A 14247-nucleotide genomic window follows, 5' to 3' on the forward strand; every position below is an offset into this window, starting at 1 on the left:
GAGAACCATCATGGCCAATATTGACGCTCCGCGCCAGCGGGCGCCTTTCTTCGACTTATCCAATTTGCGCGGCGACATTTTCGGCGGTCTCACCGCCGGCGTCGTCGCGCTTCCCCTCGCGCTCGCCTTTGGCGAAGCGTCGGGCGCCGGCCCCATCGCCGGCCTCTGGGGCGCCATCTTTGTCGGCTTTTTCGCTGCGTTGTTCGGCGGCACGGGCTCTCAGGTCTCAGGACCGACGGGCCCGATGGTTGTCGTCTTCGCCGGCGTCTTCGCCTCGCTCTCGGGCAATCCCGCGCTTGTCTTCGCGGCGGTGGTGCTGGCGGGGATCATCCAGATTCTCTTCGGCGTCTTCAGGCTGGGACAATATATCCGCCTTGTTCCGTACCCGGTGATTTCCGGTTTCATGAGCGGCATCGGCGTCATCATTATCGCCCTCCAGCTATCGCGTCTCTTCGGGCATGAGCCTGAGGAAAGCGGGACCATCCCGGCGCTCACCGCCATTCCCGGTGCGGTGATGGATCCGAACTGGATCGCGCTCGGCATCGGCCTGATGACGCTCGGGATCGTTTTTACCTGGCCGAAAGCCTGGGGCAAATATGTACCCGGCCCGCTGGCGGCGCTCATCATCGGCACGCTTATCGCCTTTTTCACCAAGGGCGTTCCGATTCTTGGCGATATTCCTACGGGCTTTCCGTCTTTCGTCATGCCTAGTTTCAGCCAGGGAACCTTCCTGATCGTGCTGGAGGCCGCGTTCATCCTCGCCGTGCTCGGCGCTATCGACTCGCTGCTGACCTCGCTTGTCGCCGACAACATGACGCGCACGCGCCATAATTCGGACCGCGAACTCATCGGTCAGGGCATCGGCAACACGGTTGCGGGTTTCTTCGGCGCCATCCCGGGCGCCGGCGCAACCATGCGCACCGTGGTGAATATCCGCACCGGCGGTCAGACGAAATTGTCCGGCATGTTGCATGCGGTGCTGCTATTCGCCGTCGTCATCAGCCTGTCGCCGCTCGCCTCGCAGATTCCTCATGCGGTGCTGGCGGGCATTCTCGTCAAGGTCGGATACGATATTCTCGATCTTGCCTATCTGAAACGCGCTCATAAGGGTCCGCGCTGGGACCTGGCGCTTATGGTGCTTGTGCTTGGCCTCACGGTCTTTGTGGACCTCATCACGGCGGTAGCTGTGGGCGTCGTTCTGGCGGCGCTGGCCTTCGTGAAGAAAATGGCGGACGACCAGCTCGCCCATTTCCGCGCCGGCGATCCGGCCCTGGCGACGCAGGAAGAGCACGACCTTCTCGCGCGCGCCAAGAGCCGCGTGATGCTGTTCGATTTCGGCGGACCCTTGAGCTTCGGCGCCGCCGCCGATCTCGGCCACCATGTGCGCGAACGGGTGCGGGAGCACGCCGCCGCTATTGTGCTTGACTTTTCCCGCGTTCCATTTCTCGATGTGTCCGCGGCGCGGGCGGTCGAGACCATCGCCTGCGACGCGCGTCAGGCCGGCAAGACGGTTTATGTCACCGGCATGAGCGACAAAGTTAAGAGCGTGCTTGCGGGGCTGAACGCCGATCACTGTCTCCCTGCAGATACGCACTATGAGACCCGCATCGAGGCGCTGCGCGCTGCGGTGGCGGAGGTCACGTCGGCAGACGCAGGGGGAGAACCTGCGCCCACAGGAGCAGCGCAGCCGGCCTAAGGCTCGCAGTTTCAAGGGAAGAAGAACCGGCGCCTCTGGAGATCCCAGGGGCGCCGGTTTTATTTTGCGGGCAGCATCGCCTCGAGCGTTTCCAGGCGGTCCGCTTCAAGGGCGGGCTTGTCCCAGCGGATGCGGTGAATGCGCGGGAAACGCATGGCGACGCCGGATTTGTGGCGCGTCGAACGGTTCAGTCCTTCAAAGGCGATTTCGAGGACGAGACCTTCCCCGGCGCCGAACGCCACCTGACGGACCGGGCCGAAACGGTCGACCGTGTTGTCGCGCACATATTTGTCGAGCCGTTTCAGTTCTTCATCGGTGAAGCCGAAATAGGCCTTGCCCACGGGCACGATTTCATCTTCGCGCCAGACGCCGAAAGTGTAATCGGAATAAAAGCTCGACCGTTTGCCATGACCGCGCTGGGCGTACATCATCACGGCGTCGATCAGAAAAGGATCGCGCTTCCACTTCCACCATTCGCCTTTGGGGCGTCCCGGAACATAAGGCGCGGCTTTACGCTTCAGCATCAGGCCTTCGATGGCGTCCGACGGCGGCGCGGCGCGTGCCGCGGTCAAGGCGTCGAGATGTTCGAATTGAACCAGCGGCGACAGGTCGAAGCGCTCCGGTTTTACACCGGCGATAAACTGTTCGAGCCGGGCGCGGCGCTCCATGAAAGGGGCTCCACGCAAATCTTCGCCATCGAGCGTCAACACGTCATAGGCGCGGATAAAGGCGGGATGGGAGCCGAGCAATTTCGCCGACACTGTCTTGCGGTTGAGGCGCTGCTGCAGATCGCCGAAGGACCGGACGAGAAAACCATCCGCTTTCGGATCGAAGACGAGCAGCTCGCCGTCGATGGCCGCCTCGAATTCCATGGCCGCCAGAATATCGGGAAAGGCGCCGCCAATGTCCTCGCCGGTGCGCGAATAAAGCCGTCTTGTGTCGCCTTCGCTGACCGCCTGCACGCGGATGCCGTCCCATTTCCATTCGGCGGCGAAGATGTCCGGATCGATCCCGGCGAGGTCCTTCTCCTCGTCGATGGGGTGCGCCAGCATTACCGGACGGAAAGGGGCGAGCGCCGCGCTGACGGGTTTGTCCGCCTTGCCGTCGAGCCATGCAAACATCTCTTCATAGGGCGGGGCGAGACCATGCCACAGCTCTTCGATTTCGGTGACGTCGAGATCGCCGAATTTCGCCAGCGCGGTTTTGGCGAGCCGCGCTGAAACGCCGATGCGAAGCCCGCCCGTCGCGAGCTTGATGAGGGCCCAGCGTTCCGGCGGCGCGAGACTGTCGAGATAATGCGCGACCAGTTTCGGCGCGTCGCTGCGGCTCGCAGCCTGTAAACTCTCCACGACTTCCGACAAAGGCGGCGTGCGGTTGGCGCCGCGCATTCCGGGCCAGACCAGCGAGATGGTTTCCGCAAGATCGCCCACATAATTATAGGATAGCTCGAACAGCACCGGGTCGACGCGCTCCGCCACAAGCGCGCGCAGCATCGCCGGTTTGACGGAGGGAATGTCGAGATCGCGGGTGATCGCGGCGATGGCGTAGCCGCGATCCGGGTCCGGCGCCGACGCGCAATAGTCGGCGATGAGCTGCAGCTTGCCATTGCGTTGCGGCGTCAAAACCAGCCGGTCGAGAAGCGCGGCGAAGGCTTCCATCACTCATTCTCGTCGTCATAGCCGACGAGCCGCAGTGGCCGCGCGGCGATCCCTTCAAGCTCCGCCCAACGCATCAGGGCGTCCTCGCGGCCATGGGTGATCCAGAGTTCTTTCGGTCCGATTTCGCGGATCGTGTCGGTCAGCTCCTCCCAGTCCGCGTGATCGGAGATGATCAGCGGCAACTCGACGCCGCGCTGGCGCACCCGCTGGCGGATGCGCATCCAGCCCGATGCGAATACGGGGAGTGGATCGGCGAAGCGCCGCGCCCATAAATCCTGAATGGCGGAAGGTGGGGCGATGACGATCTTTCCGGCGAAATCCTGTTTCGCGCCCTTGTTCTCGATGGTCGCCGGTTCCAGCGGTCCAAGCTCCACGCCATGCGCCTCGTAAAGATCGCAGAGTTTTTTGAGCGCGCCGTGAATATAGACCGCCTCGTCATAGCCTTCCTCGCGCAGATGTTTGATGACCCTCTGCGCCTTTCCCAAGGCGTAAGCGCCGATGATATGCGTGCGCTCAGGGAATTGCGCAACGGAAGCGAGAAGCTTTCTGATTTCGCTTCCCGTATCCGGATGACAAAAGACGGGCAGGGCGAAAGTCGCCTCGGAGATGAACACGTCGCAGGGGACGACTTCAAAGGGCGCGCAGGTGGGATCGCGGCGGCGCTTGTAATCGCCCGAAACGACGATGCGCGTTCCACCCTGTTCGATCACCGCCTGCGCCGAGCCCAGAACATGCCCGGCGGGAACCAGCGTTACGGAAACGCCGTTAATCGTCACCGGGTCATGGTAGCGGACCGATTGCGGGGCGCCCGTGAACTCCTCGCCGTAGCGCGCGCCCATGATGGCGATGGTCTCCGCCGTCGCCAGCACCGCCTTGTGCCCCGCGCGCGCATGGTCCGAATGCCCATGCGTCACGACGGCCCGCGCGACCGGCGCGACAGGGTCCACATAAAAATCCCCCGGCGGGCAATAAAGTCCCTTGGGGGTGGGGCGAAGAAGCGCGTCGTAAGTCATGGGTCAGGAGATAAGCAGACAGCGAGGCGAATACAAAGTTCGCCTTTGTGGCTCGGCCGCCGCCGCCCTATATTTCCGCGATGGCCGACGGCGCATCCGCTTCGGCGCGGCGATTGCCGCCCGCATTTAACGACTGGTTCGCCTCGCGCGGCTGGAAGGCGCGTTCGCATCAGCTCGATTGTCTCGCTGCCGACCGGGAAGGGCTTTCCTGGCTCCTGATCGCGCCCACGGGCGGAGGCAAGACGCTGGCTGGATTCCTGCCGAGCCTTGTGGACTTGTCGGAGCGGAAAGCGCCGCCAAATGCGAAAGAGCAAGGACGTCTCCACACGCTTTACATCTCGCCCCTGAAAGCGCTCGCCGTCGATGTCGCGCGCAACGTCGGCACGCCGGTCGCGGAGATGGGGCTCGACATTGCCATCGAAACGCGGACCGGCGACACGCCCGCCGCGCGGCGCCAGCGCCAGAAATATCTGCCGCCGGATATTCTGATGACGACGCCGGAGAGTTTGTCCATTCTCATAGCGTCGCCCGATGCGCGCGAATACTTCAAGGGTCTAAAGCGGGTCATTCTCGACGAACTGCATGCGCTGATCCCGAACAAGCGCGGGCATTTATTGTCGCTGGCTTTGGCGCGGCTGCGCGCGCTGGCGCCGGAGGTGCGGTTCTGCGGGCTGTCGGCGACGGTGCCCGACGCAAAGCCCCTGATCGACTATCTGACGCCGCAGAACCGGGATGGCGTCAAATCCGCGAAACTCATCCGCGGCAAGGCCGGCGCCAAGCCGCAGGTCGATGTGCTGATGTCGGAAGAGCGGATTCCCTGGTCCGGCCATACGGGGCGTCATGCGTTTCAGGAAGTTTATGAGCGCATCAAGACCGCGAAGATGACGCTGGTCTTCGTCAATACGCGTTCGCAGGCGGAGATCACCTTCGCCTCGCTCTGGCGCATCAATGACGACAACCTTCCTATCGCCCTCCATCACGGCTCTCTCGAAGTCGACCGGCGCCGCAAGGTAGAGGCGGCGATGACGCGCGGCGAGTTGCGCGCGGTCGTCTGCACCTCGACCCTCGATCTCGGGATCGACTGGGGCGATGTGGACCTCGTTATCCAGATGGGTGCACCCAAGGGCGCAAGCCGCCTGACGCAGCGCATAGGCCGCGCCAATCACCGCATGAACGAACCGTCGCGCGCGCTGCTCGCGCCGGCGAACCGCATGGAGGTCTTGGAATGCATCGCCGCGAAACAGGCGATCGAGGAGGGCCGCCTCGACGGCGACCCGCCGCGCAAGGGCACGCTCGATGTCCTGTCGCAACATATTCTGGGGATGGCGGTCGCAGAGCCCTTCGACGCTGACGACTTATACAAGGAAATTCGCACGGCCTCGCCTTACGCCGATCTGCCGCGCAAGGATTTCGACGACGCGGTCGAGTTCGTCGCCAATGGCGGGTACGCACTGAAGCGCTACGACCGTTTCCGTCGCATCGTGAAAACTGCGGACGGGACCTATCGCGTGCGCGATAAGCTCGCGGTCCAGCAATATAAGATGAATGTGGGAACGATCACCGCGGCGGAGGAAATCAATGTGCGCCTTGCCTCCTCGCGCGGACCGAAAAGGCCCGGGCGCAAACTTGGCACGGCGGAGGAATGGTTTTTCGAAACCCTGAATGTTGGCGACGCGTTTTATTTCGCGGGCGAGGTGCTGCGGCTCGAACGTATCGAGGGAAACGACGCCCTCGTCACACGCACCAGCGCCGAGTCGCCGAAATTGCCGAGCTGGGGCGGCAACAAATATCCGTGGTCCACCTATCTCGCCGACCGCGTGCGCCACATGCTTTATAATGTGGACGACTGGAAAGCCTATCCGGATCAGGTGCGCGACTGGCTCGAGAAACAGCGCGAGGTGGCGCATATCCCGAAGCCCGACGAGCTGATGGTCGAAACCTTTCCCTATCAGGGGCGCAATTTCCTCGTCGCCTATTCCTTCGAGGGCTGGCTCGCGCATCAGACACTTGGGATGCTCATCACCCGCCGCCTCGAACGCCTCGGCAAACAGCCAATCGGTTTCGTGCCGACGGAATATGCGCTCTCGGTCTGGTCGCGTCAGGACATGAGCGATGTCGACATGTCGGCGCTCTTCGATGAAGACATGCTCGGCGACGATCTGGAAGCGTGGACGTCCGAGGCGGTGGTGATGAAACGCACCTTCCGCAATTGCGCGCTCATCGCCGGGCTGATTGAGAAAAAATATCCGGGTCAAGAAAAGACGGGACGCCAGGTCTCGTTTTCAGCAGACCTGATCTACGACGTGCTGCGCGAGCACGAGCCGGATCACCTCTTGCTGCGCGCGGCGTGGGACGATGCGGCGGGCGGCTTCATGGATGTAGCGCGACTTCAGGCGACCCTGACGCGCGCGAAGGGCAGGGTGGTGCATTCGCCTTTGGATCGCGTCTCGCCGCTCGCCGTGCCTGTGATGCTGGAGATCGGCCGCGAAAGCGTTGCGCGCTCTGCGTCGGAGGAAATGTTGAAAGCTGCGTCCGACGATTTGATCGCGACGGCGATGGGCGAGCAATAAACAAGAGATTTCGCGCTATGGTCTATAAATCGGTAAGCGTTATATGGGTCCCGGATCAGCGCAGCAGCATTTCATGCTGCAGCGCATCCGGGATGATAACGGAGGAGGCCTAAAATCCTGTTTGGGATAAACGAGGCTTCCCTTCAAAAAAGAAATCCGCCATCTTGCGCCCCATGCCGCACATTCGACTCAACAACGAAGTCTTGACCCCCGATCCGCTCGGCGCCGTCTATTGGGCGAAAGAGCAAACGCTGGTCGTTTCGGACCTGCACTTTGAAAAAGGGTCGAGCTTCGCCGAACGCGGAATTATGCTGCCGCCTTACGACACGCGCACGACCCTGATGCGGCTTGCGGCGCTGATGCGGCGCTACAAGCCGAAGTGCGTTATCTCGCTTGGCGATGCGTTCCACGACGGCGGCGCTGAAGAGCGCATGGACGAGGAAGACGCCGCGACCCTTGAAGGTTTGATGCGAGCGACTGAGTGGTTATGGGTGCTCGGCAATCATGACCCCGAACTGCCGGCGCGCTTCGCGGCGCCTTGCGAAATCGAGTTGCAGATCGGCGCCCTCTTTTTCCGGCATGAACCGGGAGAGGGGCGAATGCGCGGCGAGATCGCCGGACATTTCCATCCATGCGCGCGGGTCATCAGCGAAGGGCGTTCGCTCCGCCGCCGCTGTTTCGCGGTCAGCGAAAACCGGATGATCATGCCGGCCATGGGCGCCTATACGGGCGGGCTCAATATTCTCGACGAGGCTTACGCGCCATTCCTCGCGCGACCCGTCGCCTGGGTCATGGGCGCGGAAGGCGTCTACCCCATCGCAGGCGAAAAGCTCGCGCCGGATTTTCAGAACGGCGCGAAGGCGCGGGCTTAGCCAGTTTTTTGTTTTTGGTGATGACGGCTTTAACCTCCCCCTTGAGGGGAGGTCGAAAATCGTTTGCGATTTTAGGGTGGGGGTAATCGATGCCTGAAATGCTGAGTTGGACTTTAAGGGCGGCATATCCCCCTCCCGAAATCAAAGATTTCGGCCTCCCCTCAAGGGGGAGGCAGGCTATGTCGGCGCGGAGACTTCAATTCAAAATACGCCGCCCCAATAACGCGAAAAACACACTTCACGCGCGAATACTTCAATATTTCCCAATGTTGGTGCAAAGTTATCCACCACCTTCCGCGCAGCCTTATGCTTGTGCTCGCGTCGAACTGAGACCGAAGCGAAGGCGGGCGAAATAATTCCCGCAAAATTTCAGATGCGGTCCTGACGGCGCCGCGATGCGGGCGACAAGCGCCGCGTCAGGCTCTTTGACATCGTTGGATGGAATGCTGCGGCGGCGCCAGTCTTTGCGTCCTGCGGCGCGGTTGGAAGAATATGCCAAATGGCGCCAGACTCGGCTGAAGCCCAGTAAATATGAGGGGTCGCATGAGGCGCAACGAAACCTATAGCGTCACGAGATCCGTATGGGCGAAGCCTTTCGAGTAATCGAGCACGGAAATCACTTTCGGCGTCACGCGGTAAACGGCGATGTCGTCGAATTTTGGCGGCTCAATTGGAATGCCTTTCTGTTCCGGATAACGCGAGAAAAGAAGGCCCATGACCATCATGCCTTCTTCCCGGTCGGAAATACGCTCCGCATGCGCCGCCATGGAGAGGCCCTTTATCTGAACGAACTGGTCCGCGTCGCGGTCGATGGTGAGCGAGACGCGATTATCCCTGGCGAGGTTCGAGGCTTTCTGGCTCTCGAGGCCGCACAGAAAATAGAGCGTCAGGCCTTCATTGGCGTAGCCGACCGTTGTCGCCTGGGGCCAGCCGTCGGGCCGGAGCGTGGCGATCGTCATGATCCGGTGACGGTCGAGGATGTCCAGAATCTCGGATTTCAGCGCCGCGTCCATCATCGTCTCCGCTCTGCTGCGGGGGTCACCATGACCCTGCGAGCGCGATATTCCATGATTTGCCTCAACGCCGGAAGGGCGCCTCCCCGCCGGTTGACAGGGCGCGGGCCTTTGACTATCTCCCGCGGCTCCGGATCAACCGAAAAACCCGCTGAAAGCACCCGTCATGAAAGTCCGTTCGTCGCTTAAGTCCTTGAAAAACCGCCACAAAGACTGCCGCATCGTGCGCCGCAAGGGCCGGGTTTATGTGATCAACAAGACCCAGCGCCGCTTCAAGGCGAAGCAGGCTTAACCGGTCTTCACGCGCAGCTGACGCGAAATTCCTTGGTTTTTAAGGGTTTAAGGATTAGGCTTTCGCTCATGCGAAGGCCTTTTTGCTTGATTCTGCTATTTTTGGCGCTCGTGTCGCCCGCCGCCGCGGATCAGACCGATCCGCGCCTCGATGCGCTGTTCGAGGAGCTCCGGACCGGCGACGCCCGCCGGGCCGAGGAGAATGTGGCCCGGATCATCGACATCTGGTCGGACAGCCAGAGCGACACGGTGGACCTTCTCTACGAGCGGGCCAATCTCGCCGCCAATAACGGGGCCTTTGACCTTTCCCTGGCGCTCTTGGATCATGTGACGGGCCTCGCGCCGAATTTCGCGCAAGGCTATGCGCTTCGCGGCGCGGTGCGTCTCGGGGCCGACGACCGGGCGGGGGCGATCGAGGATTTCTCGAAAGTGCTGGAGCTTGAACCGCGCCAGTTCGAGGTGCGCGCGACGCTCGCCGAACTCCTCCTCATGAGCGGGGAGAAGCGCGAAGCCTATGAGATGTTCCAGAAGTCGCTCGAATGGAATCCCCATGACGAGCAGGCTCGCCAGCAGGCGCGGGTGCTTCGCCGCGAAATCGACGGTCAAGAGATATAGTTTTCCACCTGTGGAAGGTTCGCGCTTGGTGTTTGGCGCGACCATTTCTATTCCTTGAGGTCCTGACCGGGGCGGCGGTTTCGTCCGTATCCGGATGAATTACGGATCAAGGGAGCTTTTTCAGTGGCGGACGGATCAGCAGCAAGCGTCGAAGGCGCAACCACCATCGCGGCGGACCGCCTGCGGTCTTTCATCGAACGCGTCGAACGCCTCGAAGAAGACAAGGCCGCCGTCGCCAATGACATCAAGGAAGTCTACGCCGAAGCCAAAGGCGAGGGCTATGACGTCAAGACGCTCCGCCAGGTGGTGAAGATCCGCAAGATGGACCGCGCCGACCGCCAAGAGCAGGAAGCCATGCTGGAGCTTTACCTCGCGGCCATCGGCGAGGCTTAAACCCCACGCCGATCATCCCGGCGAAGGCCGGGATCCAGTCAAAATCAAAAGACGGGCTTCGCCCGGCACTATTTAGCTTGCTGGGCCCCGGCTTTCGCCGGGGTAGTCGGAGTGTCCAGCGCGCATCTTCATTTCTGAGGACGCAGCGACTATCAGTCGAAAGCTTTTAAAGGTTCGACTGATACATGACGTCCTTGCCCATCGACGCCGTGACGCCGCAGATTCTGACGGCGCTGGAAGCGGGGACGCGGCTCGTCCTCGCCGCGCCGCCGGGCGCGGGCAAGTCGACGCGGCTCCCCTTGCAATTGCTTGATGCGCCATGGCTTGACGGCAGGCGCATCTTGCTTCTCGAACCGCGCCGCATCGCCGCGCGCATGGCGGCGGAGCGCATGGCGTCGACCCTTGGCGACAAAGTCGGCGGCGTCATCGGTCTTTCGACGCGCATTGACCGGCGCGTTTCTTCCGCGACGCGGCTCGAAGTCATTACGGACGGTCTTTTTACGCGGCGCATCCTCGACGATCCGGAATTGAAAAATACCGGCGCCGTCCTCTTCGACGAGTTTCACGAGCGGTCACTCAACGCCGATCTCGGGCTCGCGCTTGCCATGGATGCGCAGGGCGCGCTGCGGAACGATTTGCGCCTTGTCGTCATGTCGGCGACGCTCGATGTGGCGCGCGTTGCAACCGCGATCGATGCGCCCGCCATTGAAAGCGAAGGCCGGCAATATCCGGTGGAGACGATTTATCTCGGCCGCAATACGGATCGTGTCGAGGATCAGACCGCCAAGGCCGTCCGCCGCGCGCTGAAAGAACAGAAAGGATCGGTCCTTGTCTTCCTGCCGGGCCGCGGCGAAATCATGCGCGCCGCTGAGCGTCTCGAAGACTTGCCCGATGACATCGTCGTTGCGCCGCTATTCGGCGCGTTGTCTCCGGCGGATCAGGACCGCGCCGTGTCGCCGGCGCCCGCAGGCAAGCGCAAGGTCGTCATCGCCACGGACATCGCCGAAAGCGCACTGACCATTGAGGGCGTCTCGACAGTGATCGATGCGGGGCTTGCGCGCCTTTCGGTGTTCGATCCCGCTTCGGGCGCCAGCGAACTCGTGACGCGCAAAGCCTCGCTCGCCAATGTGGATCAGCGGCGCGGCCGCGCAGGGCGCCTCGGGCCGGGCGTTTGCTATCGCCTCTGGGACGAACCGGCGACGCGCGGGCTCACGGCGCATCCGGAACCGGAGATCGTCACCGGCGATCTTTCCGGCCTCGCGCTCGCGCTCGCCGAATGGGGCGAGCGCGATCCGGCGCGGCTTTGCTTTCTCGATGCGCCGCCAAAGGTGCGCTATGCGGCGGCGGTTCAGAATTTGACGGCGCTTGGCGCGCTCGATGAAGACGGCGCCTTGACCGTGCGCGGGCGCGAGATGGCGCGGCTTCCCATGGCGCCGTCTTTGGCGGCGATGATTGCGGGCGCGCAAGCAGGAAGGGATCGCAGTCTCGCGGCGGAGATTGCGGCGCTCGCGAGCGAACCGGGGCTCGGCGGTCCGTCTACGGATGTTCGCGACCGCTTGCTCCGTTTCCGCCGGGACGGGTCGCCGCGCGCGCGCGTGTTGAAGGCGCAGGCGGCGCGCTGGGCAGACGACGGAAAGGAAGAAGGCGATCCGAAAGATGCAGGGGCCGTCATAGCCGCCGCGACGCCGGGCATGATCGCGCGAGCGCGGGGCGGAGCGCGCGGGCGTTATCTTCTGGCCTCGGGCCGCGAGGCGCGCCTTGATGAGGCTGACGTGCTCGCCGGCGAGCCATGGCTTGCCGTTGTTTCCGTGACCGGCGCGGCAAAAACCCAACGCATCACCCTCGCAGCGCCGTTGATGGAAGCGGAGGCGCTGCAGCTTGGCGGCGTCAGCGAAGAAGACCGCGCCGAATACGATCCCGCCTCGAAAACCATCAGGGCGCGGCGGGTCCGCGCTGTCGGCGCTATCGTGCTTTCCGAAACGCCGCTGGCGCGTCCGCGCGGGGAACTGGCGCAACAGGCGCTGATCGCAGCTTTGCGGGAGAACGGTCTCGATCTGTTGCCCGCAAGCGCCGCGATCCGCGAGACGCAGGCTCGTATCGACTTTGCGCGCGGCTGCGGGTTTGAACTTCCCTCAATGGCTGAGGATGCGTTGCTTGAAAGCGCAGAGGAATGGCTGGCGCCGCTGCTCGGCGATCCGCCGAGCCTCGATGCGCCAAAAGAAGATACAGTGCGCGATGCGATGCTCTCACGGCTTGAATGGGACAAGCGCTCTCAAGTAGAAAAATCGGTGCCGCGCTTTATCGAGATCCCAAGCGGTCGCCGGATCGAGATTGACTATCTCGCTGAAGGCGGACCTTCAGCGAGTGCACGGGTGCAGGAATTTTACGGAAGCGCCGCGCATCCGGTGATCGGAAACAACATGCCGGTGACGCTCAGTCTCTTATCGCCCGCCGGACGTCCGGTCGCCGTGACGAAAGACCTGCCGGGTTTCTGGAAGGGCGGTTATCGCGACATGGCGAAAGACATGCGCGCACGATATCCGAAACATGACTGGCCGGAAGACCCGGCCTCGGCGCGCGCCCATGAGGGCCGCACCAAGGCAAGGCTTACAAAAAAAGACCCCGATTAACTCGCCCGTTTAATCTCGAGATCGTGCTCTCGCAGTTTGCGATAGAGCGTCGAGCGGCCCATGCCGAGGCGGCGGGCGACTTCCGACATCTTGCCTTCATAGGTTTCGATGGCGAGCTCGATGAGGTCTTTTTCGATGTCCTGAAGCGAGCGCAGATGGCCTTCGCGGTCGAAGATCGCGACGGCTTCCTTGCTGGAACCGCCAGAGGTGGACGGCTTCGCCGTTACAGTCGCGCCTTCCTTTTCCGCATCTTCCGCGTCGTCGTCGCCAAGCAGCGGCGGACCCGCTTCGATTCCCGCCGCTGCGAATTCATCAGCGAGAAGCGGGAAGTCTTCGGCGGAAAGATACGGATTGTCGGCAAGGACAACCGCGCGGAAGATGGTATTTTCAAGCTGGCGAACATTGCCCGGCCAGTTATGGGCGGTGAGGACGTCCAGCACTTCGTGGCGCACGCCGCGCACGTCGCGGCGTTCTTCCGCATTGTAGCGTTGAATGAAGTGATCGATCAGCGCCGGGATGTCTTCGCGGCGGTCGCGCAGCGCCGGGATTTCCACCGGGAAAACGTTGAGGCGATAGAACAGGTCTTCGCGGAAACGTCCGGCTTTGACTTCTTCGCTGAGGTCGCGGTTGGTCGCGGAGATGACGCGCACATCGACCTTCACGGGACGCTTTGAACCGATGGGGTCGACTTCGCCTTCCTGCAGAACGCGCAGGAGTTTCACCTGCATGTCGGCGGGCAACTCGCCCACTTCGTCAAGGAAGATGGTGCCGGTGTCGGCTTCCTGGAACTTGCCGATATGCTTGGCGCTGGCTCCGGTGAAGGAGCCTTTTTCATGGCCGAAGAGAATGCTTTCGACAAGGTTCTCCGGAATGGCGCCGCAATTGACGGTGATGAACGGACGGCCGGCGCGGTCGGACGAGCCCTGAATGGCGCGGGCGACCATTTCCTTGCCGGTGCCGCTTTCGCCGGTGATGAGGATCGGAATGTTCGACGCCGCTGCGCGCTCGCCGAGCTTCATGACATGGCGCAAGGCTGAGGACTCGCCAATGAGATCTTTAAAGCCCATGGCGCCTTCGCGCTTGCGTTTGAGGCGTGAAACCTCGCCCTGAAGCGTCGTCAGGTTGAGCGCGTTCTGGATCGATACGATCACGCGTTCGGGGCTGGCGGGCTTGACGAAAAAGTCCGCCGCGCCCGACTGCATGGCCTCAACCACGGTGTCGATGCCGCCCTGCGCCGTCAGCACGATGACGGGCAATTCCTCGCGGAAGGATTTCGCGCGTTTCAGGGTCTCCATGCCGCCGAGACCCGGCATGCGGAGATCGAGCATCATCAGCGCAACTTCGGCGCCTTGCTGGCTTTGCAGAAGCGACAGCGCGCTTTCGCCGTTCGCCGCCTGCAGGACAGGGTATCCCGCCTTCTCGCATACGGCGCGCATCAGGCGGCGCTGCGTCGGATCATCATCGACGATTAAGATCGTTTTCACCATGTCAGGCGG

11 protein-coding genes are annotated in these 14247 nt (G+C 62.5%); 7 read left to right on the plus strand and 4 right to left on the minus strand.

The genetic code is table 11. The annotated features are described in order from the left end of the window. Positions 1-10: 10 nt before the first annotated feature. Positions 11-1696, plus strand: a complete 1686-nt coding sequence (locus ACQY5P_RS00290) for a SulP family inorganic anion transporter (RefSeq protein WP_428408834.1) — start codon at positions 11-13, stop codon at positions 1694-1696. Between the two features lie 59 nt (positions 1697-1755). Here the strand turns inward: ACQY5P_RS00290 and ACQY5P_RS00295 are convergent, their stop codons facing one another. Both ACQY5P_RS00295 and ACQY5P_RS00300 read right to left on the minus strand, forming a co-directional pair. Further along, entirely contained in the window at positions 1756-3354 is a 1599-nt protein-coding gene (locus tag ACQY5P_RS00295; RefSeq protein ID WP_428408835.1) for a cisplatin damage response ATP-dependent DNA ligase, read from the minus strand. Then, positions 3354-4367, minus strand: a complete 1014-nt coding sequence (locus ACQY5P_RS00300; RefSeq protein ID WP_428408836.1) for a ligase-associated DNA damage response exonuclease — start codon at positions 4365-4367, stop codon at positions 3354-3356. Before ACQY5P_RS00300 ends, ACQY5P_RS00295 begins: the two co-directional genes overlap by 1 nt. An 80-nt stretch (positions 4368-4447) precedes the next feature. On the opposite strand from ACQY5P_RS00300, the gene ACQY5P_RS00305 reads away from it, so the two are divergent. Both ACQY5P_RS00305 and pdeM read left to right on the plus strand, forming a co-directional pair. Continuing rightward, a complete protein-coding gene (locus ACQY5P_RS00305) occupies positions 4448-6937 on the plus strand; it encodes a ligase-associated DNA damage response DEXH box helicase (protein ID WP_428410702.1) in 2490 nt (829 codons plus the stop codon). Between the two features lie 173 nt (positions 6938-7110). After that, positions 7111-7809, plus strand: a complete 699-nt coding sequence (pdeM, locus tag ACQY5P_RS00310) for a ligase-associated DNA damage response endonuclease PdeM (protein WP_428408837.1) — start codon at positions 7111-7113, stop codon at positions 7807-7809. Between the two features lie 560 nt (positions 7810-8369). On the opposite strand, the gene ACQY5P_RS00315 is transcribed toward pdeM, so the two are convergent. Further along, positions 8370-8822 (minus strand): pyridoxamine 5'-phosphate oxidase family protein, encoded by a 453-nt coding sequence (locus ACQY5P_RS00315; RefSeq protein WP_428410703.1) that lies wholly within the window; start codon positions 8820-8822, stop codon positions 8370-8372. A gap of 166 nt (positions 8823-8988) precedes the next feature. On the opposite strand from ACQY5P_RS00315, the gene ykgO reads away from it, so the two are divergent. From ykgO to hrpB, 4 genes are all read left to right on the plus strand, one after another. Then, the gene (gene ykgO / locus ACQY5P_RS00320) at positions 8989-9114 is read left to right on the plus strand and encodes a type B 50S ribosomal protein L36 (RefSeq protein WP_428408838.1); all 126 of its coding nucleotides are present in this window, start codon (positions 8989-8991) and stop codon (positions 9112-9114) included. Positions 9115-9200: 86 nt separating this feature from the next. Then, positions 9201-9728 (plus strand): tetratricopeptide repeat protein, encoded by a 528-nt coding sequence (locus ACQY5P_RS00325; protein WP_428408839.1) that lies wholly within the window; start codon positions 9201-9203, stop codon positions 9726-9728. A 123-nt stretch (positions 9729-9851) separates the two neighbouring features. Then, positions 9852-10121 (plus strand): DUF2312 domain-containing protein, encoded by a 270-nt coding sequence (locus ACQY5P_RS00330; RefSeq protein WP_428408840.1) that lies wholly within the window; start codon positions 9852-9854, stop codon positions 10119-10121. A gap of 185 nt (positions 10122-10306) precedes the next feature. Next, positions 10307-12751, plus strand: a complete 2445-nt coding sequence (hrpB, locus tag ACQY5P_RS00335) for an ATP-dependent helicase HrpB (RefSeq protein WP_428408841.1) — start codon at positions 10307-10309, stop codon at positions 12749-12751. On the opposite strand, the gene ACQY5P_RS00340 is transcribed toward hrpB, so the two are convergent. Further along, a complete protein-coding gene (locus ACQY5P_RS00340) occupies positions 12748-14238 on the minus strand; it encodes a sigma-54-dependent transcriptional regulator (RefSeq protein WP_428408842.1) in 1491 nt (496 codons plus the stop codon). The two genes, hrpB and ACQY5P_RS00340, sit on opposite strands and share 4 nt — an antisense overlap. Positions 14239-14247 lie beyond the last annotated feature (9 nt).

Source organism: Hyphococcus sp. (assembly GCF_965267305.1).
Classification (GTDB): Bacteria; Pseudomonadota; Alphaproteobacteria; order Caulobacterales; family Parvularculaceae; genus Hyphococcus.